Origin of the sequence: Streptomyces sp. NPDC088746 (assembly GCF_044751065.1) — a bacterium.
Classification (GTDB): domain Bacteria; phylum Actinomycetota; class Actinomycetes; order Streptomycetales; family Streptomycetaceae; genus Streptomyces.
In genome coordinates, this window is the sequence record NZ_JBIVLA010000004.1 from 713,316 (window position 1) to 738,199 (window position 24,884).

The following is a 24,884-nucleotide window of genomic DNA, read 5'->3' on the forward strand; positions in this document are numbered from 1 at the left end:
GGACCCCGCCTCCGCAAAAACCTTCGAAGCAGCGCGGCTCCCTAAGGCTTGTCCCGCTATCTATCCGGCGAGGGCGAGGTTGTGCAGGCGGGCGATCCCGAGCATGGCGTGGTGGACTCCGTTGCCCTTGAGGCGGCAGTCACGAAGGATCTTCCAGCTCTTCATTCGGGCGAAGGTGTGTTCAACGCGGGCGCGTATCTGCCGACGGCGGCCTTAGTCCCGGATTCCTCCCATGCCTTGCAGTCGTTGCGGTTACCTGGAAGCGGCCGATGAGCACGGTGTCCTTGCGGAACCGCTTCCGGGGCTGGAGCGCGAGCAGGGGCCCGAGGTGGTTGATGATGCGGTCAGCTGCGGACTTCGAGATGCCGAACAGCGGGGCGAGCTGGCGCATCGTCAAGTTCGTGCGCCAGTACGCCGTGACCAGCAGTACCCGGTCCTCCAGCGGCAGGCTCCACGGTCGGCCCTTGCGAACCGCGGCCGCCCCGTCACGCCGCAGCATCGTCACCAACTTGCTGAAAGAGCGCGGGCTCAGTCCGGTGAACGGAGTTATCCACGCCGGCTGCGTAGCCGTGATCACAGCAGTCACGGCAGGATCGTTCCAACATGCCCACTTGCCGTTGGGAGTGGGCGTGTGGGTCAGGGCGTCAGCGCGGCTGCCACCCGGGCCAGGCGATCGGCTGACAGGGCGAAGAGGTTGGTGGGGTTGCGGAAGGAGTACTCGCCGTCGTTCACGGAGAAACCGTGCCCGGCTATCGTCCAGCGCGCGGGGCCGGGGGCCCCTTGGTCCTGCAGGAGAGCAGAGGCGAGGGCTTCAGGGTCTTCCACGCTCGTGCGAGCGTGCAGCGCACCTGCCAGACGGCCAATGGCATCGTCGGGTACTGCATCGTCGCCGAACGCAGGCAGCAGGAGCAGCAGGCGGGAGTGGGGATCGGTGGTGCTGCCGCCGGGCAGGGCGTTGTCCGCTGCTGCCACGAGCTCGGGCCAGGACAGGCCCGGTCCCATGAAGTGCCCGTCATCCCTGGCCAGGAGTTCGGCCTGGTCCCAGTCGGGGTGGTGGAGGAGGTAGTCCGTGCCGCTGTCGTCTGCGACCGTGCGGTAGACCACGTGAAGACGGTGAGCAGCAGCGAGGGGAACCGTGAATGCCGGCCACTCGGCCCGCGTCCACAGCCGCCGCTGGAAGTCGCCGGCCTCGTCGTAGTCCGCACCGAACAGCCGTTCCTCGGCATCCTCGCTCTGGATGCACGAGTAGAGGTGCCCCAGCCAGAAGAGCGGCTCGTCCAGGAGCCCGGCCTGGTACGTGAGGGGGCCGCCGTCGTAACCCGGTATCCGGGCAGGCTGCAGGTCTGCACTATTCATCACAGGGACATCATGCCGCCCTGGCCCCGCGCCCCTGAGGCCGGGCGCACCAGACGATCTTTGCGGGACAGCCCTTAGCACGTCATGTAGCCCCTCACGCCTCATGGATAGCCGTCCAGCCCGCCCCACCCGGTGAGAGACGGCGGAGGTGTCACCCGGACGGGCGACGAGGATCAGCACAGAAACGATCACGCATACGGCCAAAAGCACCCAGCAGATACCGGAGGCCGCCTTCCGGTCGCCTTTCGGAGTGAAGGCACCAGTGGGGTTCCCCCGAAGCATCCATCCCGGTAGGTCAGGACCGCGGGATTCCGCGGATCAGCACGGGGTGCTGAAATCCGATGCGGACATCAGCGTGTGCGGGTAGACCGGGTTCGGTGCGCGCAGCGGGACGCGCCGCGATAAATCGATCCCATCCAGCGATGATGCCCCGGCCCGAACAGCACCGAGACCTCAAGGCGCCCGCCACCGGCACCAACCAGCAGAGTCAACGCCGTCATTTCTGCTCAACATCCACGGACCCATCGACCCCCAACTGCCGTCGGAACCCGTCGACAAACGCTGTCGCCGTGCTCAGTCCCGCCCAGTACGACGCCCTCACCGCGCCGGTCGTCGGCGGAAGCCTGCTACGCCTCGGCCTGACGAGTCGGGAACAGGGATTGCGTGCTGCCCCGTCACCCGCTGACCACCGCCCACCGGCTCTCCCCGGCCGCACGGTGACAGGCCGTGAGACCGCGCCCGGGTGTCCCGCCGTTAGGTCGGTTGCGGTCACCGCCTCTCAGCGCGGCGGCCGGAGGCGGCGCGGCGGTCCGACTTGCAGCGTCGATCGGAAGGGACTCTTCTGGGAGGAGGAAGAAACCGCGTGGACGAACCGTCGTGGCCCGGCCCCACCGGCCGCGTCCGCCTCCGGCTGGTCCCGCGCTCCCGGAAGGAGTTCATCCCATGGTTCCCGTCGAAACCCCGTGCGACCTGTCGACCGACACCGGCCGCCTGGCCGCACAGGTCGAGGCCCTGCTGGACCCGCAGGAGACGGAGGGCGTCTTCCACGACTCCCCCGAGTGCAACAGTCTGCTCCTGACCGCCGGAGCGGTCCTGCTCTCGCCGCCGACCCCGCGCCCGAAGAAGGGCTGACGGTGGAGGAGAGACTGAACACGCCGGCCCTTCTGGCCGACACGGTTCAGGATCTCGCCCGTACGGTTGCCTCCGCCCTCCAGGGCGGGGGCAACCGTGGTGAGGCCCTGGCCCCGGCCGTGCCGCCCGCCGCGCACGACGCCGTGTCGCTCGCCGCAGCCCGGGTGCTGGGCGCCGACTTGCTGGCGCCCAGCACGCTGCTCGGCATCCCCGTCGGCCCGGCCGACTCGGACCTGGTGGCGGCGGCGGTCCAGGCCTTCCCGCCGACCGGGCAGTCGCCGTCCGTCGCGTGGAGCCACTGGGGCATGACCGCCGCGCTCCAGCTCCTCCGCGGCGACAGCCCGGCCCCCGAACTCGAGACCTCCTGGCCCACCGGGCAGAGCTGGCAGCAGCTCACCCAGCGCCTGGCCCCCCTGGCGGCGCTGGCCGGGCTGCCCACGCCCTGTGCCCCGGCCGCCGCCGCGCTCGGCCGGGTCGAGGACCTCGCCCGGGGCTTCGTGCGCGCCGTACGCCGCCGCGACTGGCTACAGGCGGCCGGCGCCGGTCGCTGGCTGGCCGCGCAGGGCCGGGCCGTCCCCGAGACGCTCGGCCTGGAGCACGGGCTCGCCCTCGTCGCACGGATGGGCGCGCAGGACGCCCGGGTGCTCCTGCACACGACGGCCGCCCGCGTGCTGCTCGCGGGGGCCGCCCGGTGACCACCGCCGCCCCGCTGGAGGGCATCTGTCTGGCCGCGCTGCGGTGGCTGCACCGGCGCCGCGACGACTTCCGGCTCCCCGACGACCCGACGGCCCCCGGGCACGACCGCAACGCCACCCTGAAACCGCTCGGCGAGCTGGCGCAGCTCAGCCGCACCATCGCCGATGTCGCCGGCGCCGGCGCGGCCGGGCGGCCGGCCCGGGCGCTGTTCGACTTCGCCTGGCAGGAGAGCGGCCGCGGCGAGGTCTTCGCCGCGCTGGCGCGCCGGGAGCCGCACGCCACCTACCCACTGGAGATGTACGCCGCCTTCGCCCAGGCCGGCCTGGTGCACCAGGGCTTCGAGGCACAGGTGCGGGAGGTCGCGGCGACGCGCTCTTGGCGGCTGGCCGAACGGAACGCCACCCGCACCCTGGCCGTCCTCCACGCCGAACGCAGGCTCGGGCTGCCGCCGCACTGCGACCCGCGCGAGGCCCGGGCCCGCACCTGGCTCGGCGGCCTGGCCGAGCCCTGGTCGTTCACCACCCACGCCGGGTACGCCGCCACCCACACTGTCTTCCACCTCACCGACTGGTGCACCCGCCCGGATCTGCTGTCCCCGGCCATCGCCGACCACCTGCGGCTGTGGCTGCCGGCCTGGCTGGACTGCACCGTCGAGGCGGCCGACTGGGACCTCACCGGCGAACTCCTCGCCGTCGCCGCCCTGCTGCCGCAGCTGCCCGGTGCCGCCGAGGCGTGGACGGCCCTCGGCCGGGCCCAGCGACCGGACGGTTCCGTCCCCGAGCACGGCGCGCCGACCGGGCCGGTCGCCTTCCACGCCTACTACCACTCCACTCTGGTTGCCGCCTTCGCCGCGGCCGTCACCATGGCGGCCGCCCCCACTGCCGTGCCGCCGACAGCACTGCGAGAGGACGCAAGGTGACCGCCGCCGCGCAGACCGCCCTGCTACACCGCGTCGGCGCCGGGGCGCTCGACTGGCTCGACGCCAACCGCGCCCGCTTCCGCGCCCGCACCGGCCCGCACACCCCCGCCGCGGAGGTCAAGGAACGGTTCAAACCCGTCGGCGAGCTCGGCCTGATCGGCTCGGTGGTACGGCGTGAGGGCGTCGTCGGCCGCCGGCAGAACGAGCAGCTGAGCAAGCTGCTCGACTTCGCATGGCACGACGTGCTGGACAGCGGCGGCCTGCTGGCCTGGCTCCAGGACCAGGAGCCGTTCTCACCCGTACCGCTGGAGCTGTACGTGCCGTTCCACGAGCTCGGGTACCGCCACCCCGCCGTCGAGGAGCACACGCGGCTCGTCCAGGCGACCACCGCCTGGGGGGTTCTGGAGGCCCAGCCCAACCGGCGGCTCGGGATCAGCCGCTTCGAGGCCCGGGCCGGCCTCACGCCCGCCACCCCCACCGCCGAGGCCCTGCGCCGCACCTGGCTCGGGCGGACACCCGAGCCGTGGGCCGTCGACTACCACACCGCCTACGCCGTCACCCATACCGTCTTCCACCTCACCGACTGGGGCCGCAGCCCCGACCGGCTCCCCGACAACATCGCCCGCTACGTGGAGCTGTGGCTGCCGGCCTGGATCGACGAGTGGCGCCACGCCGAGCACTGGGACCTGCTCGGCGAACTCCTCGTCGTCGACGCCTGCCTGCCCCGCCCGGCGCTCCACCCCGACGTCTGGCAACGCTACGCCGCGGCGCAGAGCCCCGACGGCGCGATGCCGATCCAGCGGGGCATGCCCGTCGGTGACCCCGACGACGTCTTCGACGTGGTCCACCACCCAACACTGGTCGCCCTCCTCGCCTCCGCGATGGCCACCTCCCGCTCGCTCGCCGCCCTGGGCGCGCCGTGACCGCCGCCGGGCCGGAGCAACTGCACGACCTCGTCCGCGCCGTGGACGCGCCCGACGTCGTGCTCGCCCTCTCTCGGGACGGCCGACGCACCGTCGTCACCGGCGGCGGCGCCCACCGGCCCGCCAGCCGGCGCGAAGAGCTGCGGTACGAGATCGGCTCCGCCTCCAAGACATTCACCGCGCTGCTGCTCGCCGACCTCGCGCACCGGCGGGCCGTCCACCCGGGCACGCCCGCCGTCTCCTGCCTGCCCGTCACCGCCCCCGCGGACGCCCACCGCGACGCGGTCAGCCTCTTCCACCTGATGACCCACACCTCCGGGCTGCCCCGCCTGCCGCGCGACATGTACCGCCACTCGCTGCGGCACTGGCGCACCAACCCGTACATCCACTACCCGCAGCCCCTGCTGCTGGACGCCTTCGCCCGCAGCCGGCCACGCAGCCGACCCGGGACCCGGTGGCATTACTCCAACTTCGCGGTCGCCCTGCTCGGCCCGGCCCTCGCCCACGCCACCGCCACCCCGTTCGAGGAACTGATGGTTGCCCACGTCCTCGCGCCGCTGAGGCTGAGCGGCACGGCGCTCGCCCCCGGCGGATTGCTGCTGGACGCGACCGGGCACGACGCCGCCGGCCGCACCCCTCTGCCACCCTTCGACGCCGGAGCCTTCGCCGCCGCCGGCGCCGTCCGCGCCACGCCCGGCGACCTGCTCGGCTACCTGGAAGCCCACCTGCGCCCCGAGCGCCAGCCGGCGCTACGCGAGGCGCTGCTGGCCGTGCGGCAGCCGCTGCTGCGGCGCGGCTCCGGCCGCCAGGAGGCGCACACCCTCGGCTGGTTCTGCCACCGCACCGACTCCGGGCCTCTGCTCTTCCATGGCGGCGCGACCATGGGCCAGGAGGTCTTTCTCGGCTACAAACCCGACACCGGCACTGCCCTGGCCGCGATCGCCACCCGCCGGTATCGCCGCGTCAGCACCCTCCAGCCGACGGCCTACGAGCTGCTCCGAAGCCTCTGAGTGGACGTTAAGTCCGTTTCTGGTAGCGGCCTCGTCCGGGTTGGGTGAGGAAGCCTTGGCCGAGGAGGCGTGCAAGGCGGCTTCGGGTGATTGACGGATGTGGCTTGATTTCACGAGTAGTGGTTCTGGCTCAAGGTTGCGTGGTCCGAGCACTGTGAGTAACGACTGAACCTCTCGTGGCACCTCGGGAAGTTGCCTCAAAACGAGCAGTGGCGCGAGTGACTGGGCTGACAGTTCGGTGCTGTGAATGAGATCTTGCTCCGGCTGGATGAGTTGTTGTTCCCGTCGATCGCGGACGTCGCGGTGCTGTCTGTGGACGTGAACATCGCGATCGTGCGTGTTGATGTGCGGTGCACGGCCGCGGGTGCCTCGTGTGTCCGGGTTGTGGAGCGTGGTCTGCCCGGGTTCACGGTTCCTACCTACGGTTTCCTGCTGATGTTCCGAGTGCGGGACGAAGTGTCGTACTCCAACTGCGGGTTCGCCGGTTCACCTGCCGGAACGCCGAATGCGGACGTCGCACGTTCGTCGAGCAGCTACCTGGCCTCACCCGAAGGAACGGCCAGCGGACCGAACGGCTGAGCTCGACCCTGACCTCGATCGGTCTCGCCCTCGCGGGCCGGGCCGGCTCCCGCCTGGCCGCCATCGTCGGTGCGCCTGTCAGTCGCAGCACCGTCCTGCGGCTGGTCGACGCACTTCCCGAGCCGGAAGCGCCCGCTCCACGGGTGGTCGGCGTCGACGAATACGCCACCCGCAAAGGCCGCCACTACGGCACCGTCCTCGTCGACGTCGAAACCCGCCGCCCCATCGATCTGCTGCCCGACCGGGAGTCATCGAGCCTGGCCGCGTGGCTGTCCCAGACGCCCGGAACACGGGCACACCGCCGGCGTACCCAGGGACATGAGCCCGTGGTGCCACCCGGACCGGTGGGCCCCGCCGAGACGGAAACCGACCCGACTGAGGAATCGTCCGGCTCACCGTGGCTCGACGAGTACAAGCCCTACCTCGACGACCGCTGGAACGAGGGCCGCACCAACGCCTGGAAACTGTGGGAAGAGATCGTCCCGCTCGGCTATCAGGGCAGCTACCAGCGCGTTCGCGCCTACCTACGACAGAAGCGCACCTCGCCACGGCCCGTAACAGCCCGTCCGCCCTCGCCCCGGGCCGTCGCCGGGTGGGTCCTCCGCCGCCCGGAAACCCTCTCCGAGACCGCATACCTCCACCTGAAGAACGTCCTGGCCAACTGCCCCGAAATCGACGCCCTCACCAGGCACGTCCGGCCCTTCGCGACCATGCTCACCAAGCGCCAGGGCGAGTGGCTCTGTTCATCAGAACGGACAGTAAATGTTCACCACTTCGGGCGGCACCTGAGCCGTCCCGGAAATCGAACGCTCTGCCTTCCTGGGGGTATCTGACGAAGGCGGACTTTCAGGCGTTCTGCTGTCGGGCGAAGGGCCCGCACAGGGCTGCCCATTGCAGGAGCAGGATGGTCTTGCCGTCGGTGATGCGTCCGTCGCGGGTCATGGCGAGGGCCTCGGCAAAGGGAAGTTCGAGGACTTCGATGTCCTCGCCCTCTTCCTCGAGTCCTCCGCCCGTGCCGGTCCGGTCGGCCGGGGTGTAGGGGGCGGCGAAGAAGTGGAGGCGCTCGGTGACGGAGCCCGGGCTCATGTAGGCGTCGAGCACCTGGGTGAGCGGGCCGAGTCTGATGCCGAGTTCTTCGGCGCTCTCGCGGCGGATCGCGGTGTGCGGGTCTTGCGCGTCGAGCAGTCCGGCCGCCGCCTCGATGAGCATGCCGTCGGGGTGGCCGTTCACGTACGCCGGGTAGCGGAACTGGCGGGTGAGCAGGACACGGCTGCGTTCGGTGTCGTAGGGCAGGACGACGGCGCCGTTGCCGCGGTCGTAGGTCTCGCGCTGCTGGGTCTCCCACCGTCCGTCGCGGCGCCGGTAGTCGAAGGTGGTGCGGCGCAGGACGTGCCAGCCCTGGGAGGTGAGTTCGACGTCGCGTATCCGGACGTCAGGGTTGCGGTCGAGGTCGCGTCCGGCGAGGTGGAGATCGGTGCGTCCGCGGTGATCGGGGGTGTCGACACCCGGGCTGCTCGTCACACGGACTCCTGCGTGGTACGGCGCGGAATCTCGGCGACGTCGTGGTAGACGGGCAGGCCGCGGCGGCGGGCGGTGGCGACGTCCTGGTCGGCGCCAGCGGATGCGCCCGGCAGGCGTAGCACGGCGTCGCAATGGGCGAGCAGCCGGTCGGCGGTCGGGTAGAGCACCTGGTCGGCGAGGAGCTCGGTGGGGCCCGCGCCGGCGGAGCGGAGGACGGGAAGGGCGATCCACTCGCCGATCACGGGGAGATGCCCGGCCGTGAAGACGGGCCAGGCCGCAGTTTCCAGGCGGGCGAGGTTGGCGGCCATGGCCTGCGGGTCGCCGTCGGTGCCGGAACGATAGGGACCTGCGATGAGGATGAGCAGGGGCTTGTCGGTCATGGCGGCTAAGATACATGCAGAATCGTGCAAGAACAGGAAGGAACGTTAATGCTGGCTGCTGAACGACGCAGGCACCTGCTCGAATTGCTCGCCCGCACGGGAAAGATCGTGGCCAAGGATGTCGCCGCCGAACTGGGCCTTTCCGAGGACAGCGTGCGGCGTGACCTTCGCGATCTCGCCGCCGAGGGGTTGTGCCAAAGGGTGTACGGTGGCGCGCTGCCCGCGTCTCCCGCAGTCATGGACTACGACGCCCGGCAGACGGTGGCCCCGGACGGCAAGCGGAAGGTCGCCTCAGTGGCCGCCGCACTGGTGCGGCCGGGCGGTTCGGCGATCCTCGACGGCGGCACCACCGCCCTCGCCGTGGCGCGGGCGCTCCCGAAAGACCTCGCCTGCACGGTGATCACCCACAGCCCGACAATCGCCACGGCTCTGATCGACCACCCGCGGGCGGAGCTCTTCCTCCTCGGGGGGCGTGTCTTCAAGCACTCGGCGGTCACCTGCGGCGCCGCCGCGGTCGAGGCCGCGCAGAACGTCTCCGCCGATCTGTGTCTGCTCGGCGTCACCGGCGTCCACCCCGAGACCGGACTGACCACGGGGAACGCCGAGGAGGCGGCGATGAAGCGTGCCCTGTCCGCGCGGGCCGCAGACACCTACATCCTCGCCTCCTGCGAGAAGATCGGTACGGCCTCGCCGTACCGCGTCCTGCCGTGGGAGAAGATCACCGGACTGATCACCGACGCCGATCCTCACGACACGGTCATCAAGCAACTCAAGACACTCGGCGTGGAGGTCCTCGTAGCCTAACGAGAGCCGAATCCGGGATCTCGGACCGGCAGGAGCGCCCTCTGAGGTGCTGAGCCCGTAGCGAATCGAACAATCTCCACGCGCAGTGCCTCTTGAAGTGGTGAACATCTGCTGTCCGTTTTGATGAACAGAGCCAGGCGAGCGCCTGCCGGATTGGCTCGACGCCGTCAGACAGGACAATCTACCCAGCCTCCACACCCTCGCCGCGGGCATCGACCGCGACCGGGACGCCGTCACTGCCGGCCTCACTCTCCCCTGGAGCTCGGGCGTCGTGGAAGGGCATGTCACCGCATCAAGATGCTCAAGCGCCAGATGTTCGGCCGCGCAAGCTTCGCGCTTCTACGGAAACGTGTCCTGCCTGCCTCATGACAGCCAATGTCAGTGGCCGATGCGATGATCACCGCACTGTGACGCGAGGAGATCACGATGGGCACTTGGGATATCGGCCCGTTCGGGAATGACATGGCCGCGGACTTCGCCTACACCCTGGACGAGGTACCCAAGGACAAGCGCGAGAGTCTCGTGCGGGCGACCGGGCGGCTCCCGGAGTCGCGCCCTACGGCGGGGCGTCGTACACAGAGAACATGAGTGAGGAACTGAGGTCACGGCATCCGGGCGAGCATAACCTTCGGTAAGTTTGTGAATACCGTCCGGGCTCACGGCAATGATCTGACCAGGTCAGAGAGTGATGGTGCCACGGATGTAACTGGTGGCAGCGCCGCCGACCCAGACGGTGCCGTCCTCGTCGGCAGTGACCTCAATGGTGCAGGCCCGGCCCACGCGTGTGCCCTGGGAGACTCGATAGCTGGAGGGCGCACCACCGGTGGAGATGAGCCACTGCCCGACGGATGCGTTCATGCTGCCGCACCCGGGGTCCTCGGCTACGCCGACGCCAGGGGCGAACGTGCGCAGCTCGAAGGCGTGCTCGGCCCCTTCAGAGTAAGCGCCGATCGCCCCGACCATCGCGGTCGGGATGAGAGAGAAGTCGGGTTCAAGGGCGAGGACCTCCTCGGCGGTGGGCAACCGGACCACGGCCCAGCCGGGTCCGTTATCGACCCACTGGTGGGTGAGGACACGGTCACGCTTGATACCGAAGGCGGCGGCGATCCGGTCGAGGTACTCCTCGTCGAGCGTGCCGTCGCGGACGAGCGGCGGGGCGGCGAAGGACAGGGTGCCTTCACCTCGGCGAACGCCGACAGAGCCGACGGCGCACTCCTGCACGATCAGGTCGGAGCGCTGCGAGGTGCCGCCGTTGTCCAGCCACGCGAGGGCGGACCCGAGAGTGGGGTGCCCAGCGAAGGGCAGTTCGCCACCAGGGCTGAAGATCCGCAGCCGGTAGTCTGCCTCCGCTGTTGTGGGCGGCAGGACGAACGTCGTCTCCGAGAGATTCGTCCAACGGGCGAGGCGCTGCATCTCCTGGTCGCTCAGATCCGTCCCGTCAAGGACGACGGCAACCGGATTACCGAGACAGGGACTCGAGGAGAAGACGTCGACCTGCGCGAACGTGCGTGAGCGCGGCACAGTCATCAGGGGCCTCTCAGTAGCGGTGGGAGCGATCAGACGGGCCCGCGTGTCATCGGCAGCCGGCCCACCCGACGAAATGCCCGCGCGGTGGGAAGCAGCCGTTTTCGTCCTGCCCCTTCCGCGCAGGCCGGCACGACGTGTGTTCGCCCGGCCAGACTCGGCGGTCGGGACATGGGTGCGGGGGGCACCGAACCGGCCTGGGTGACGATCTGTACGGGCATCTCCGCCGAGCAGCAGGGCCGGCGCCGAGGCCGGAGGCGGGGTACGGACGATGGAGGGCCGTGGCGGACTCGAAGGGACTCGCTCTCCGGCGAATGCCCGGGCGATGGGTGGTCAGGTGGGTGCGGTAGCTTCACGCGTCGGCTTGGTCAGTCCGTCGGAACCCTCAGGGCGCCCCCGGTTGACCCAGGTGCGCTCCAGCTTCGCCACCACGTCGGGGCTGTGCATTCTGGCGGACTGCTCCAGCGCGTACCGGCTCATGTAGGTACGGAAGAGGTCGTCGGACTCCTCCGCCAGGTGCAACATGCGGCGGTTGCTGGGTACGGCCGGATCCACCAGGCGGTCGGCGGCCGCCGTCACGGCCCGGTCCATATCCTCGGGTGCAACGACCTCGTCGCACAGGGCCCGGGCGTCGGGGCTGTTCGCCGCGACCCGCTCGCCGAAGAAGATCAGCCGTTGGGCCATCCGTCGGCCGACCAGACGTCCCAGGCGCATGTTGGCCACTCCGGGAACGATGCCCTCGGTGAGCGCGGGCAGGGAGAAGTAGGCGTCGGATCCCACGATTACCCGGTCGAGCACCAGGGCGACCTGGGTGGCGCCTCCGATCGCGAAGGTGTCGACCGCACCCACCCATGGCTTACCGCCGGTCAGTTCGAGGGGACTGTGCCCCGAACCGAGATGCAGACCGTGGATCAGCTTGCGGATGTACCCCGTTTCGCGGCGGAGCATGAAGTCGACGAAACCGATCTTCCCGGTGTACAGGTGGGTGAGGTTGATACCGGCCCCGAACGCGCGCCGTCCGCGGTAACGGGAGTGGGACAGCACACTGCCTCGCAGCACGCCGACGGAAACGTCGTCGTCCAGGAGAGCCAGGTCCACAGCGGTCTCCAGCGCCTCGACCACCGCGTCGTCCTCGGCGTTGAGGACGTGCTGGTTGCAGATGGTCACCTCGGCCACGGGGCCGTCCCGGCGGATTACCGCCTCGCCCAGGCGCAGGTGGCCCGTCCGGCGGAACTCGGGGAGCAGGTCGACCGCCCGCGCGGTGGGTGTCAGCATCGAGCGCAGAAGGCGCTCGCCCGTGTCGCGGGACGCCAGCAGATGTGCGAAGAAGATGCCCTGGTCGACTTCGCCGCCCGACTTCGCCGCCTGGGGGAGCAGCCGGTCGGCGTCGATCTGCGCACGGCTGGGAACCAGTCCGGGATAGTGGTCCGCAGCCGTGAACGCCAGTTCGGCCAGTCGGAGGTCGTGGCTGCTGCCCGCGGTCACTTCGTCGTGGACACGGTCGGCGTGCAGCTGCAGGAAGCGGTGCCGGGCCCGTCGGGCGGCCGTCTCGGCCCGGTCGGCCTCGGCAAGCTGAGAGGGGGACCGCTCTTGACGCGGCGGCAGCGCCGCGGTGAGCTCCTCGCAGGCCTGTGCGCAGTCGCTCAGCAGCCGGACGTCGGTCGAGTGGTCACCGCCGAAGTCCGGGGCCCCGGGACGACCGGGGTGTGCTCCGGATGTGTGGCTGGACAAGGGGGTTTCCATGCTGGGTATCTCCCTTCGATGTTCTCTCGGCACAGCGGCGTCCCTCTCGCGGGAGCCTTCAGGATCGGGCCAGCCCCGACCGCACGATCGCGGCGAACAGACCGCCGGACACGTCGTAGACCGTGTGGTGGCCGCCGGGCGCCCGGCTGACGCTGAACTCGCTGACGGTGTAGTCCCGCCAGTGCTCCATCAGACCGGCCGGGACCACGGGATCGTCCGCCGCTGCGAAGGCCTGGATGTCGCAGGGCAGGGGCGTGGCCGTGCCCGGCATGTACTCGGCGGCGATCCGCAGGTCTGTACGCAGGACGTGCAGCAGCCGACGCACGAACTCCTCGTGCTCCAGGAGGACGTCATGTACCGCGTTGATCTCGCGCAGGAAGCCGAGAAGCCCGTCGTGGGACAGGGTGTGATACGACGTCGTGGCCGCCAGGTGCGGGGGCCGGGTGCCGGAGATCAGTAGCCTGCGAGGCAGGGGGTGCCCCTGTTCGTGCAGCCGTCGGGCCAACGCGTAAGCGAGCAGCCCGCCGAAGCTGTGCCCCAGCAGCACGTACGGCGTGCGCAGATATGGCAGCAACGCCTCGGCTGTCTGCTCGGTGAGCTCTTCGAGGGTGTCCGGCATCGGGTCGGACGAGCGGTTCTCCCGTCCGGGCAGCTGCACCGGGAACAGATCCACCGAGTCCGGCATACGAGCGCGCCAGTGGCCGAAGACGCTCGCCCCGGCTCCCGCGTGGGGGAAGCAGAACAGTCGCTCCTCGGCCGCACCGTCGGCTGGGGGAGCTAGCAGCCAGGGCGTCGGGCCGGATATCACGCGTCTGCTCCGCAGGCTTGCAGGAGTGCGCTGATCCGACGCCCCGTACGGTGATCCAGCAGGTCGGTGAGGCCCAGGCCGCTGTCGGGCCGCAGCTTTTCGAGGCGGGAGAACAGGTCCACCATCAGCAGGGAGTTGCCGCCCAGTTCGAAGAAGTCGTCGTGCGGGCCGACGTCATCGAGCCCGAGTGTCTCGGCGATGACGGCCAGCACCGAGTCTTCCAGCGGGGTGCGCGGCTCACCCTGTTGGCGTGACGTTCTTCCGAACTCCGGCGTCGGCAGGGCCTTCCGGTCGACCTTTCCGTTCGCGGTCAAGGGAAGCTGGTCCAGTCGGACGAAGGTGGCCGGGATCATGTACGACGGCACACGGGAGCCCAGGTGCTCCCGTAGGTCTGCGTCGCCGATACAGGCGTCGCCCACCATGTAGGCGACCAGGGCCCGCCCGCCGGGCGCGTCGTCGCGGACAACCGTGGCCACGGCCTGGACACCGGGATGTGCGGCCAAGGCCGCGTCCACCTCTCCGAGTTCGATCCGGTAGCCCCGGATCTTCGCCTGGTCGTCGGAGCGGCCGCAGAATTCGAGGTTTCCGTCCGCCAGCCAGCGTGCCAGGTCACCGGTGCGGTAGATCCGGCTGTCGGGCGGGCCGAAGGGGTCTGGCAGAAAATGTTCGCCAGTGAGGTCGGGACGGCCCAGGTACTCCCGGGCCAGCCCGTCGCCGCCGAGCCACAGACCGCCGACGACGCCGACGGGCAGGGGCGAGAGGTCCTGGTCGAGGACATACGCCTGAGTATTGGCGAGGGGGCGGCCGATGGGGATGGTGGGCCGCTCGGTGTCCTTGGCCTCGATCGGCTTCCAGGTGGCGAAGAGAGTGCATTCCGTGGGCCCGTAGACGTGCAGGAACCGTGTGTCGTCCAGGTACGGCAGCAGGTGCGCCGCACTGGCGGGCGAGAGCACGTCACCTCCTACGAGCAGTTGCCCGACCCGTGCGAGCTCCTCGGGGAACTGCTCGGCTGCGACGTGAAGTTGGGGGGAGATGAGCAGCAAGGTCGTGATGCGGTGACGTTGCAGTGAGGCCTTCAGCCGGTCGGGAAAGGGCAGCCCTGACGGGGGCAGGACCAGGGTGCCGCCGTTCAGCAGCGAACCCCACAGTTCCAGCAGCGAGGCGTCGAAGGTGAGAGGCGAGAGCTGGAGGTGCACCTCGCCCGGCCCGAACCGCGCGTAGTCGGCGTTCTTGACCAGTCGGCTCAGTGCTCGGTGGGTGACGGCGACGCCCTTGGGGGTCCCGGTGGAACCTGAGGTGTAGATGACGTAGGCGAGGTGCTCGGCGGTGCTCGGCACCCTGGGATCGGTCGCCGGCCAGCCGGCCGCCGTGGGATCCGGTGCGTCGAGGCACAGGACCTGGGCGGAGGTAGCGGCGAACGTGCGCGCATGCGCGGTGTCGGTGAGGACGGCCCGGGCGCCGGCGTCCTGGACCACATGGGCGAGCCGCTGCGCGGGATGCTCGGGATCGAGCGGCAGGTAGGCGCCGCCGGCCTTGAGGATGCCCAGCAGGGACACCATCATGTCGACGGACGGGGACAGGCACAGGCCGACGCGGACGTCGGGTCCCACACCCAGGTCGATCAGGCGGTGGGCCAGCCGGTTCGCTCGTGTGTTCAGTGCGCCGTAGGTGAGCTCAAGGTCCTCGTGCACCACGGCGATCGCATCAGGGTCGCGGCGGACCTGTTCCTCGAAGAGGGACGCGGTGGTGCGGTCGCGGGGGAAGTCCCGCGCCGTGCGGTTCCACTCGGACACCACGAACTCGCGTTCCTCGGGCGGAAGAACGGGCAGTGCGGTGACCTGTGCCTGCGGGTTCTCCGCGGCCGCGGCCAGCAGACACGCCAGTCTGCGCGGCATCCGTCGTGCGGTGACCGGCTCGAACAGGCCGGTGTCGTACTCCAGGACCCCGTGCGTAGTTCCGTCGCGCAGGTCGAAGGTGAAGGAGAGGTCCCGGGCCGACGTGCCCGGGTGCACAGGGACGGGGGTGCCCCTCACCCCGTCGTACTCGGGGAACGCGGCGGGGGCGGGTGAGGTTCGCGCGGCGCACCTGACGGGCACCGGCCGGCGACCGGAATCTCCGCAGCCGTCAGCCGTGTCGGCCAGCGAGCCGGGCGGCAGTGCGGCGGCGTGCGTGCGGGCCTGGCCCAGTTCGGCTTCAATACGCCCGGCCAGCTCCTGGAACGTCTCCGTGCCCTCCAGCTGGATGATCAGGACGACATCGGTCTCAGGTCGGCCGATACGGGTGCCCGGGACGACGGTGGACGGCACCGCAAGCAGGAGCGGTATGGCGCGCTGGCCGGTGAGACGGGCGAGCAACACCGCCACGCCGGCGTACAGAGCGCTGTGGCCGCCGGACTCGCCTGACAGGGCGCGCAGCCGGTCCGTGAGCCCGGCTTCGAGAGTGAAGCGCTCCACAGCGCCGGTGCGTGAGGGGCGGGACGGGCGCGGCAGGTCCGTCGGCAGGTCGAGCACGGGGAGGTCCGCCAACCGCCGGCGCCAGTACTCCAGGGTGGCGGTGACCTCGTCGGCGGTGGGCCAGACGGACGCCGCCTCCGTGGTGTCGGCGACGGCGGTGTCCATGACTGCCGTGTTCCGCCGGGCCGCCGTGTAGGCAAGCGCGTGCTCGGCGATGAATGCGTCCAGCGTCGCGGGGTCCAGCGCCAGGCGGTGAGCGACGGCCAGCAGGAGCCACTCCCGGTCGGTGATCCGCAGAGCGCGGAGCCGCAGCAGGGGTCCGTGAGCGAGGTCGAAAGGCTCGGCTGCCGCTCGCACCGCATGCTCGATCGCGTCCTCCCTTGACACGCATGCCGCCTGGAAATCGGCGCGCACCTCGCTCGCGGGAGTAGGTACGAGCCCCGCCGGGGCGGGTTCCAGCACGGTACGCAGCACGGCGTGCCGCTCGGTCAGGAGCCGAAGCGCACCATGCGCGGTGTCAGGGTCGAACACCCCCTCGATCCGCAGGCACCGCACCACGTGGTGGGAGGGGTGCGCCCCCGGGCGGGGCCCGGGGCCGAAGGGCCCGCAGGCCGGGTGTGCCGAGGTTGTCACAGCGCTCCTCCGGTGGTGTCGCCGAGCGGTTGAAAACTCCGCAATGCCGCGCCTTCGGGTCGCAGTACCGTCCGCACGGGAAGGCTCTTGACGCCCGCGATGAACGTGGAGTGCAGATGGCGGGGTTCTCCGGCGAGTTCGACCCGCTCGAAGTTCCTGCCGATCTCCTCGAACAACACGGTCAGCGCGAGACGGGCCAGGTGGGCTCCGACGCAGCGGTGCGCACCCACCCCGAACGCGATGTGCCGGTTTGGGGAGCGGTCCACGCGAAACCGGAAGGGGTCGGGGAACACGCTCTCGTCGCGATTGGCCGAGCCCAGCCAGGCGGTGACCGGACTGCCGGCGCCGATGACCGTGTCGTTCAGACGAATCTCCCCGGTGGTGTGGCGCAGCGCGTGGTTGGCGGGCGAGGACCAGCGCAGGATCTCCTCCACCAGGGAGGCGGTGTCGCCGCTCTCGAGCCAGTGCGTGTGTTCGTCGGGGTTCTCCAGCAGGGCGAGCAGTCCCGCGCTCGCCGCGTGGGAGGTGGTGACGGTCGCCCCGATGAGCAGGCTGTAGACGTTGAGGAGCACTTCCTCGTGGCTCAGTGGTTCACCGTGCGGCGTGGTGGCGCGCAGAAGTGCGCCGATAAGGTCGTCCGCGTCCGCCCGGCCGGGGCGGGTGAGCTCCGTGTGGAAATGCAGAAAGATCTCGGAGTGGGCACGGCTCAGCACCGCGGCGCGGCTGTCGCCGGTGCCGGCGTAGTCCGGGTCCGACTCGGCCACGGCCGCGTAGGTGAAGTGCTTGAGCCGGTGCCAGGAGGCTTCCGGGATGCCGAGCAGGAGCCCCGCCATCGCGATGGGGTAGAACGCGGCCTGGGCGGCGAAGTCCCAGGTGTCCTGACGCGCGCTGAGGGAGAGGAGACGCCGGGACAACTCCCTCAGCCGGGGCTCAAAGGCGGCGACGGCCTGCCGCCCCAGATGCGGGACGAGGGGCTCCTTGAGCCGCTTGTGCAGCGGCGGGTCGGTGACCGCCAGCATTTTACCGCCGGCGATGTCCGTCCGTCCCAGCGTGGTCAGGATGTTTCCCCGCGAGGCCGTGAACTCGCCGTGCCGGGAGAGGACCCTGGAGACGTCCGCGTACCCCGTCGCCGCCCAGAATTCCGGCTTGCCACCCATGGGGCACTGGCGGTGGACCCGGTCCTCGGCTCGCATCCGCGCCCATACCGGGTGGGGATCCCCGGCACCGAAATAGTGGGGATCGGAAAGATCGGGTACGGGAGCGTTCTTCACCGCGGAATTTTCAGAGGATATGTGCATGGGTCAGCTCTCCTCCGACATGAATCAAGTGACCGCGTCACTTGCAGCCGACAGCAAAGATCCCGCCGGGAAACGAAACTCAGACCTTGAGCCGTGTTCGGTCCGATGGCCTCCCCCGTGAGCCGGTCGAGAGCCGAAGCGGCACATCTCCTGCAGGGCGGGGTCTTCGAGGGTGTGTTACGGGACGACGGTGAAGAGGTTCCTTCGGTCCCGGACAACAGAGCCGCCGTCTCGTGTCGTCCGGCACAACCGCCGACAACAACGCACAATCTCCGTGCCTTCTCCGCGGAATCCGGGAAAGAAAGAGCCCTCTCGGCACCCGATTCCCGCTTCGGCCGTACCGCGGTCACGTTCTGCATGGGGATTTCCTCCTCCATTCCATATCGGCAGCTTATGCTCGCGGGGAGTAGATGCGCATGGCGAAGGCACCGAGCCGTGGATGTGGTCAGACGTCCTTGGTGGTGATCACCACGCAGCTGCAATGCCTTTTCGAGGCGGGCGGCCCTCCGGATGGCCGTCGAAGCGCCTGCCCTCCGTAAGCGAACGGCGAGTACAGCGCCGAACAGGTGGTCCCCCATCGCCTTGCGCAGCACCGGCGAACCCTCGAGGTGCCCGCAGCTTCCGCCAGGTGGCCGGGGGCGTTCGATGCCGCGCCGCTTGAGGTCCTCGGGGTCCGCGTAGGCAGGGACGTTGGGGAATTGCTCAGGAAGGTACAAGGTTTCCTCGCATCCTGCCAGGCCGGCGGCGATGACCGAGCCCACCACCCTTAGGGGTTGTCTGCTTGGTCGAAGCACTTGAGTTCGGCGTTCGCGCAGTGCGATGCGGTGCCGACCGTCTTCGTGACGAACCGCGGCGCTGCCTCCCGGTTCTCCCAGCCCCAGCAGCGGTAGACGCCGGCCCAGGCCGAGGGTGCAAGCCGCAGATAGCTGGCCGGGGTAGAGCAGGCGATGGCGGTCAGGGCAGGCAGTGACCGCAGCACTCCGGCGAGAACGCCTCTCCCCCCGAGGTCATTCCGTAGGGTCCCGTACCGCCGTGCATGAAGTTGTCCACGCCGAGCCACACCGGTTCACCTCCGCTCGCGCGGAGGTGAACCGGCTGCGATCAGCATCAGACCAAAGGGTGCGCGAGCAGAGGTGAACCCGATCCACGTCCGTGACGGGGTGGCCTACGCGTCGCCCCCTCCGCGTCGGCGGAGTGCACCGTTCGAAGGCACCCTTTCCCGACCACGGAACAGTCGCTGAGCCGCAAAGGGGACACGGGGCGCGGAGCACCCGAACCTGACCGTCAAAGGCTGGTGGGAACTCCGCTGACAGCAGCTGGTGGGCCTACCCCCTGTAAGGAGGAAGTGACGGCGCAGGCCGCGCAAGGTTGCACGGCTTCACACCATCAGGTGATGGATGGGCAACACGCCCTCAGAACCCCGCCACCGCCCGGTCGGGCGCCTCCGTCCACTGTCGTCGACGACGTGCAGGTCCACAGGGCATCCCTGCCCGGTAATGCTCCAGTAACGGCCTCCTCCTAGCGTCGCGGAAAAGTCCGCTCCCCTACCCCCGGTGTCCGGGGCGGTGGGGAAGGCGACCCCGTACCGGCCATGGAGGAGCACTCCCATGTACCTGCCCCGATCCTCGTGGCGCACAACTGCCACGTGGGCGGCGGCGGCCGCGATCACCGCGGCTGTCCTCACCGGGCCTGCCCCCGCCTTCGCGCAGCCGAACAGCGCTGAGAAGGCCCGGCCCGGCAGCGCCTTCGGCAACAACGTCCAGGTCGACGCCGCCGTTCTCGACACCGTCGGGAAGGGCAAGGAGTCGACCTTCTTCGTCACGCTGAAAAAGCAGGCGGATCTCTCCGCCGCGCGTGACAAGCGCACCCACGAGGACAAGGCGAAGTCGGCCTTCGCCTCGCTGCGCAAGGAGGCGGCCCGCAGCCAGACATCGATCCGGTCCTACCTGGACAAGGCCGAGGTCGGCTATGAGCCGTACTGGATCGCCAACGCCCTCAAGGTGACCGGTGACGAGCAGTTGGTCGCCGAGCTCGCCGCACGCGGTGATGTGGAGAGCATCCGCCAGGAGCGCGTCTACAAGCTCGACGAGGTGGAGCAGACGGCCGTCGCCGGCCCGTCGCCCAACACCACCGCCGACCCCGAATGGGGCATCAAGGACGTCAAGGCCGATCAGGTCTGGTCCCAGTACGACGACCGCGGCGAGAGCATCGTCATCGCGAACATCGACTCGGGCGTGCAGTACGACCACCCGGCTCTGGTCGGCAACTACCGGGGCAACCTGGGCAACGGCACCTTCAGCCACGACTACAACTGGTACGACCCGACGGGCCAGTGCGGCACCGCTGGGAACCCCTGCGACAACAACGGCCACGGCACGCACACCATGGGCACCATGGTCGGCGCCGACGGTGTCGGCGTCGCTCCGGGCGCGCAGTGGATCGCCGCCAAGGGCTGCGAGTCCAGCAGCTGCTCCGACTCCGCGCTGCTCGCGGCCGGTCAGTGGATCCTCGCGCCGACCGACCACAACGGTCTCAACCCGAAGCCCGAGCTGGCCCCGGACATCGTCAACAACTCCTGGGGCGGCGGTGACACGACCTTCTACCAGGACATCGTCGAGGCGTGGAACGCGGCCGGGATCTTCGAGGCGTTCGCCGCGGGCAACGACGGCAACGGCACGACCTGCTCCACCGCGCACGCCCCGGGCTCGCAGGCCCCGTCGTACGGCGTCGGCGCGTACGACGTGAACGGGAAGATCGCGAACTTCTCCGGCTTCGGCCCCTCGCTGGTCGACGGCTCGGCCAAGCCGAACATCTCCGCACCGGGCGTCAACATCCGCTCCACGTGGCCGGGCAGCACGTACAAGGCCATCAACGGTACGTCGATGGCGACCCCGCACGTCGCGGGCGCCGTCGCCCTGCTGTGGTCCGCCGCCCCCTCGCTGATCGGCAAGATCGACGAGACCCGGGCCATCCTGAACGACGGCGCGATCGATGTCGACGACACCCACTGCGGTGGCTCGGCCGACATGAACAACGTGTGGGGCGAGGGCAAGCTCGACATCCTCGCCTCGGTCGACGCGGCCCCGCGCAGCGCGGCCACGGTGACCGGCACCGTGGCGGACAAGGCCACCGGTAAGCCGCTCTCCGGCATGACGGTCAAGGCCCAGGCGGGCACGGCCGAGCGCTCGGTGACGACGGCCGCCGACGGCACGTACAAGCTGAACCTGAACGCGGACACCTACACGGTCGAGGTCAGTGGTTACGGCTACGCGACCACCACCCAGCAGGGCTTCACCGTCGCCACCGGCGAGCACGTCACCAAGAACGTCGCGCTCGACGCGGTTCCGGTCCACACGGTCTCCGGCACTGTCCTCGATGTCACCGGCAAGCCCCTGCCTGGCGCCATGGTGCGCTTCGTGGACGCGCCGCTCGACACCGTCACCAGCGACTCGAAGGGCATCTTCCGCTTCCCGTCGGTCGCCGAGGGCTCCTTCTCCCTGACTGCCACGCCCGCCGCTCCCGTCCTGTGCAACGGCGTCTTCAAGAGCCCGGTCACGATCGACGGGGATGAGACGGTGACGGCCGGACTGCCGAACCGTACCGACGCCGCGGGCAACAGCTGTGCCCCCGCCTCCTACAAGTGGGTCAAGGGCACCACCACGCTCGCGCTGGCCGGTGACGAGAACGCCACGGCCGTCAAGCTGCCCTTCCCGGTCTCGCTCTACGGGGTCCCCTACACCACCGCGAACGTCACCACCAACGGCCTGGTGAACTTCCTGGAGCCGCGCCTCGGTGACTACACCAACACGGCGCTTCCCTCGGCCGGTAAGCCCAACGGCGTCATCGCCGCGCTCTGGGACGACCTCACGATCGACTCCAGGGCACGCGTGAAGACGGCGACCACCGGTACCACGGGTCACCGCACCTTCGCGATCGTCTGGGAGAACGCGGCCTTCGTCTCCGCCCCGTCGAGCCGGGTGACCTTCGAGGTGCTCTTCGACGAGGCGACCGGCGCGATCACGCTCCAGTACCAGGGCATCGCCGCTTCCTCCCCCGAGACGGGCGCCAAGGCGACGATCGGCATCGAGAACCAAGCCGGTACGGATGCCCTTCAGTACTCCTTCAACGAGGCGGTCCTCACCGACCTGTCCGCCATCCGCATCACCACGAAGGCGACGTCATGACCCCCAACTCCCGGCGGGCGCTCCAGCTCGCCTCCGCGCTGGTCGCGGCCGGTCTCACGCTCGGCGTACTGCCGGGCGCGGCCCAGGCCGACTCCGACGCCACTCCCCGCAAGCTGACCGCCGCGCAGGTACAGACCCTTCAGGAGCGGATCCAGGCGGACCCGTACGCGACGGCCGACACCGAGGTCAAGAGCGCCGGGGTCACGGCGGAAGCCACGGACGGACGAGCCACCGCCGACGCCGGCACGACGGGCACCCTCTCGGCCAAGGCCGCGACGAGCCTGGAGACCGCGCGCGGCATGGCGGCCACCACCGAGCTGGCCGGCACCAAGGGCGGCTACGCCGTGCTTCACAGCCTCGGCAATGTGGCCGCGTTCACCGCGGACGGCAAGCAGCTGTGGAGGCGCGACAACGCCTCGCTGTACACGGACTGGCAGGTCAAGCCGGTCCGTGCGTACCAGGTGGAGCCGGGCCCGGCCCGGATCACGATGGGCTTCAACGCGGTCAGCCCGTTCACCGACAGCGCCGAGCACGGCTACGCTACGGGCGATCTGACCGGTGACGGTGTCGCCGATGTGGCGTTCACGGCCGAGGTCGGCGTCAAGCCGTCCCGCGCCTTCACCTCGCCCGGATCCACCCTCAGCACCGGCACCTTCGTCACCGTCCTCGACGGGAAGACCGGCAAGACGCTGTGGAGCAAGCTCTACGCGGACGCCCAGCAGGTGTCGGTGATCGACGGCACCCTGATCGTCGCCGACCAGCCGGTCGGCAACCGCACGGCTCCGGCCGGTGCCAACGCCGCCCTCCAGGCCATCCGGTTCTCGTACGGGGACGGCAAGCTCACCCCGAGCAGCACCTGGACGTACGACAGCGGGGCGCCCGCGGGCACCTGGGGCGCTGTCGAGCAGCTCGGCGGCGGGCTGTTCGCAGTCTCCCGGAACACGCGGAAGACGGCGACCTCGGCGTCTTCGAGCAAGACCCTGGTGATCGACTCCACGGACGGCCGGGTCCTCTGGCAGGCCGACAGCTCGCTCTACTCGCGCCAGCTGCGGTACGACGCCTCCCGCAAGCGCGTCCTCGCGCTGGAGGAGGCGGACTACACGGACGGGCTGAAGTACGAACTCGCCGTGTACGACGTACGCGACGGCAGCCGCTCCACGCTCGACACCCGCGTCAACGCCTTGGCGCTCCGCATCGAGGTCGGCGATCTGCGCGGGAACGGCAAGCCGGAGTACACGGTCAGCGAGGACACCCTGGACGAGAACCTGTGGGTCAACGCCACCACCGTGCGCGCGCTGGACGGAGGCGACGGCGCGACCGAGCTGTGGTCGCACACGGTCAAGCGCGAGGAGGGCAACTCCAAGGACGGCCCCTCCGCCTTCGGTCTGAAGATCGTGGACGGCCGGGTGCTCGCCAACCTCCTCGTCACCGAGGGCAAGGAGACCGCCGCCAACACCGGGGGCTCCCGCTTCGGCCGGATCACCGCGCTCGCCGGCCGCGACGGGAAGGTCCGCTGGGACCACTCCGGTGCGGTGGCCTCTCCCGTCTACACCCAGCCGTTCCAGACGGACGGCGACTGGTACGCCCGTACCGTCGACCTCGACCAGAACATCCGCTCGTACCGGGTGCGCAGCGGCAAGCAGGCCGCCCTCAGCCCGGTGCAGGGCGATCTGTCCTTCGCGCAGGCCGTCGATGTCAACGGCGACGGCATCAAGGACGTCGTGGCGGGCGGTGAGTCCCACGGCATCTGGGCCTATGACGGCCCGTCCATGGTGGCAGGCAAGCCGAAGCTGCTGTGGCAGCAGACCATGCCCGGCCGGGTGTACGGGATCGAGCTCGCCGACACCACGGGCGACGGGAAGCCCGAGATCCTGGTCGCGGCGGAGACCGAAGCGGTCGTGCTCGCCGCGCGTGACGGCCGCACGCTGGCAGGCATGGCCGGTGGCGGGACGTTCGTGCGCAGCGTCACCGGCGCCGACATCAACGACGACGGCCGGGCCGAGGTACTGGTTCCGACCGACAAGGTCCGCGCCTACAGCGGCACCGGACGCAAGCTGTGGGAGTACGCCCCCGAAGGTGCCCCGGTGAACTTCTCGGATCTGGCGGTCGCCGACGGCAAGGTCTTCGGGACGTACAACACGGTCGGCACACTGGAGCACGCCGACATCGTCACCAACGGCGTGGCGTTGAACGCGGCCAAGGGCACCGTCGCCTGGACCGCCGACCCGGAATTCACGGGCGCCGACCCGAAGATCTACGGTGCGCAGCTGGAGAAGGGCGTCTTCGCCTCCACCGGGATCCCGTACGGGGACGGCCACGCGATGGTGATGACGTGGACCGTGCAGAACGCGGTCGGCCCGGCGACCCTCGTGGAGATCCGCGACGGCCGGACCGGCGAGGTGCTGCACTCGGCCGAGGCCGGCGGCTTCAACACCCTGGGCCACTACTTCACCGGCGACGAGGGACTGCTGCTGGTCGGCACGGCCTCCTTCCGGACCTACGCGGCGGGCGGCACAGACCACCGGATCTTCACACTGCCGGAGACCCACAGCGGGGCCTTCGCGACCGGCCCCAGCGGTCGGCGGCTGCTGATCGGCGGCCATGCGAACGGCTTCTACGTCTACGACCCGGTGGTACTCACCGCAGGCGGCAACTACCCGAATCCGCTGGCCAAGGTGGACGCCTACGCAACCCGCGACGTCATCGCCGCCGACCTCGACGGTGACGGTGTCGACGAGGTCATCGGCCTCACGCTGGATGTGGTCGGCCACGACCAGAAACTTGAGCTCTCCGGTGCCCGCTACCGGGTGGAGGACATCGGCCTCCACGGTCTGGTCGTCGCGAAGCTGACCAGCTCCTGACCGGTACCACCCATTCCGCCGAAACCGTGCCCTGGCCAAGGGCACGGTTTCGGTGGTTAAA

General features: G+C 69.9%; 19 protein-coding genes and 2 pseudogenes. 11 read left to right on the plus strand and 10 right to left on the minus strand.

The window, feature by feature from the left end; translation table 11 throughout:
- Positions 1–60 precede the first annotated feature (60 nt).
- Positions 61–586: pseudogene (locus ACIP63_RS22155) on the minus strand (transposase family protein).
- 50 nt (positions 587–636) lie between these two features.
- Positions 637–1,356, minus strand: coding sequence for a hypothetical protein (locus ACIP63_RS22160; RefSeq protein ID WP_401518295.1), 720 nt, complete (start codon positions 1,354–1,356; stop codon positions 637–639).
- Positions 1,357–2,298: 942 nt separating this feature from the next.
- Here ACIP63_RS22160 and ACIP63_RS22165 point away from each other — a divergent pair.
- From ACIP63_RS22165 to ACIP63_RS22195, 7 genes and pseudogenes are all read left to right on the plus strand, one after another.
- Positions 2,299–2,487 (plus strand): hypothetical protein, encoded by a 189-nt coding sequence (locus tag ACIP63_RS22165; RefSeq protein ID WP_401518113.1) that lies wholly within the window; start codon positions 2,299–2,301, stop codon positions 2,485–2,487.
- Between the two features lie 2 nt (positions 2,488–2,489).
- Positions 2,490–3,182 carry a hypothetical protein gene (locus ACIP63_RS22170; protein ID WP_401518116.1) on the plus strand — a complete coding sequence of 231 codons (693 nt, stop codon included), beginning with the start codon at positions 2,490–2,492 and terminating at the stop codon, positions 3,180–3,182.
- Entirely contained in the window at positions 3,179–4,102 is a 924-nt protein-coding gene (locus ACIP63_RS22175; RefSeq protein WP_401518119.1) for a DUF6895 family protein, read from the plus strand. Before ACIP63_RS22170 ends, ACIP63_RS22175 begins: the two co-directional genes overlap by 4 nt.
- Positions 4,099–5,025, plus strand: a complete 927-nt coding sequence (locus ACIP63_RS22180; RefSeq protein WP_401518121.1) for a DUF6895 family protein — start codon at positions 4,099–4,101, stop codon at positions 5,023–5,025. Before ACIP63_RS22175 ends, ACIP63_RS22180 begins: the two co-directional genes overlap by 4 nt.
- Positions 5,022–6,035: a serine hydrolase domain-containing protein gene (locus ACIP63_RS22185; protein WP_401518124.1), complete on the plus strand. Its 1,014-nt coding sequence runs from the start codon at positions 5,022–5,024 to the stop codon at positions 6,033–6,035. The genes ACIP63_RS22180 and ACIP63_RS22185 overlap by 4 nt, the downstream gene beginning before the upstream one ends.
- Positions 6,036–6,406: 371 nt before the next feature.
- A pseudogene (locus ACIP63_RS22190) lies at positions 6,407–6,475 on the plus strand (hypothetical protein); the annotation flags it as partial.
- A gap of 282 nt (positions 6,476–6,757) precedes the next feature.
- On the plus strand, positions 6,758–7,447 hold the full coding sequence (locus ACIP63_RS22195; protein ID WP_401518297.1) for a transposase: 690 nt from the start codon (positions 6,758–6,760) through the stop codon (positions 7,445–7,447).
- 13 nt (positions 7,448–7,460) lie between these two features.
- Here ACIP63_RS22195 and ACIP63_RS22200 read toward each other — a convergent pair whose 3' ends face one another.
- Positions 7,461–8,135, minus strand: a complete 675-nt coding sequence (locus ACIP63_RS22200) for an NUDIX domain-containing protein (RefSeq protein WP_401518126.1) — start codon at positions 8,133–8,135, stop codon at positions 7,461–7,463.
- Positions 8,132–8,515 carry a DUF4406 domain-containing protein gene (locus ACIP63_RS22205; protein ID WP_401518128.1) on the minus strand — a complete coding sequence of 128 codons (384 nt, stop codon included), beginning with the start codon at positions 8,513–8,515 and terminating at the stop codon, positions 8,132–8,134. Before ACIP63_RS22205 ends, ACIP63_RS22200 begins: the two co-directional genes overlap by 4 nt.
- A 48-nt stretch (positions 8,516–8,563) precedes the next feature.
- Here ACIP63_RS22205 and ACIP63_RS22210 point away from each other — a divergent pair, with 48 nt between their 5' ends.
- The gene (locus tag ACIP63_RS22210; RefSeq protein WP_401518130.1) at positions 8,564–9,319 is read left to right on the plus strand and encodes a DeoR/GlpR family DNA-binding transcription regulator; all 756 of its coding nucleotides are present in this window, start codon (positions 8,564–8,566) and stop codon (positions 9,317–9,319) included.
- A gap of 426 nt (positions 9,320–9,745) precedes the next feature.
- Positions 9,746–9,907 carry a DUF4259 domain-containing protein gene (locus ACIP63_RS22215; protein ID WP_401518133.1) on the plus strand — a complete coding sequence of 54 codons (162 nt, stop codon included), beginning with the start codon at positions 9,746–9,748 and terminating at the stop codon, positions 9,905–9,907.
- Positions 9,908–9,997: 90 nt separating this feature from the next.
- Here the strand turns inward: ACIP63_RS22215 and ACIP63_RS22220 are convergent, their stop codons facing one another.
- The 6 genes from ACIP63_RS22220 to ACIP63_RS22245 form a co-directional block, all read right to left on the minus strand.
- Entirely contained in the window at positions 9,998–10,846 is an 849-nt protein-coding gene (locus ACIP63_RS22220; RefSeq protein WP_401518135.1) for a PhzF family phenazine biosynthesis protein, read from the minus strand.
- Positions 10,847–11,176: 330 nt separating this feature from the next.
- On the minus strand, positions 11,177–12,586 hold the full coding sequence (locus ACIP63_RS22225; RefSeq protein WP_401518138.1) for an enoyl-CoA hydratase/isomerase family protein: 1,410 nt from the start codon (positions 12,584–12,586) through the stop codon (positions 11,177–11,179).
- A gap of 58 nt (positions 12,587–12,644) precedes the next feature.
- Positions 12,645–13,394, minus strand: coding sequence for a thioesterase II family protein (locus ACIP63_RS22230; protein ID WP_401518141.1), 750 nt, complete (start codon positions 13,392–13,394; stop codon positions 12,645–12,647).
- Positions 13,391–16,480 (minus strand): amino acid adenylation domain-containing protein, encoded by a 3,090-nt coding sequence (locus ACIP63_RS22235; protein WP_401518144.1) that lies wholly within the window; start codon positions 16,478–16,480, stop codon positions 13,391–13,393. The genes ACIP63_RS22230 and ACIP63_RS22235 overlap by 4 nt, the downstream gene beginning before the upstream one ends.
- Positions 16,477–17,778: a cytochrome P450 gene (locus ACIP63_RS22240; RefSeq protein WP_401518147.1), complete on the minus strand. Its 1,302-nt coding sequence runs from the start codon at positions 17,776–17,778 to the stop codon at positions 16,477–16,479. The genes ACIP63_RS22235 and ACIP63_RS22240 overlap by 4 nt, the downstream gene beginning before the upstream one ends.
- Before the next feature lie 766 nt (positions 17,779–18,544).
- Positions 18,545–18,838 (minus strand): hypothetical protein, encoded by a 294-nt coding sequence (locus ACIP63_RS22245; RefSeq protein ID WP_401518150.1) that lies wholly within the window; start codon positions 18,836–18,838, stop codon positions 18,545–18,547.
- Positions 18,839–19,385: 547 nt separating this feature from the next.
- Here ACIP63_RS22245 and ACIP63_RS22250 point away from each other — a divergent pair.
- Positions 19,386–21,962 (plus strand): S8 family serine peptidase, encoded by a 2,577-nt coding sequence (locus ACIP63_RS22250; RefSeq protein ID WP_401518153.1) that lies wholly within the window; start codon positions 19,386–19,388, stop codon positions 21,960–21,962.
- Positions 21,959–24,823, plus strand: a complete 2,865-nt coding sequence (locus ACIP63_RS22255) for an FG-GAP repeat domain-containing protein (protein ID WP_401518156.1) — start codon at positions 21,959–21,961, stop codon at positions 24,821–24,823. The genes ACIP63_RS22250 and ACIP63_RS22255 overlap by 4 nt, the downstream gene beginning before the upstream one ends.
- Positions 24,824–24,884 lie beyond the last annotated feature (61 nt).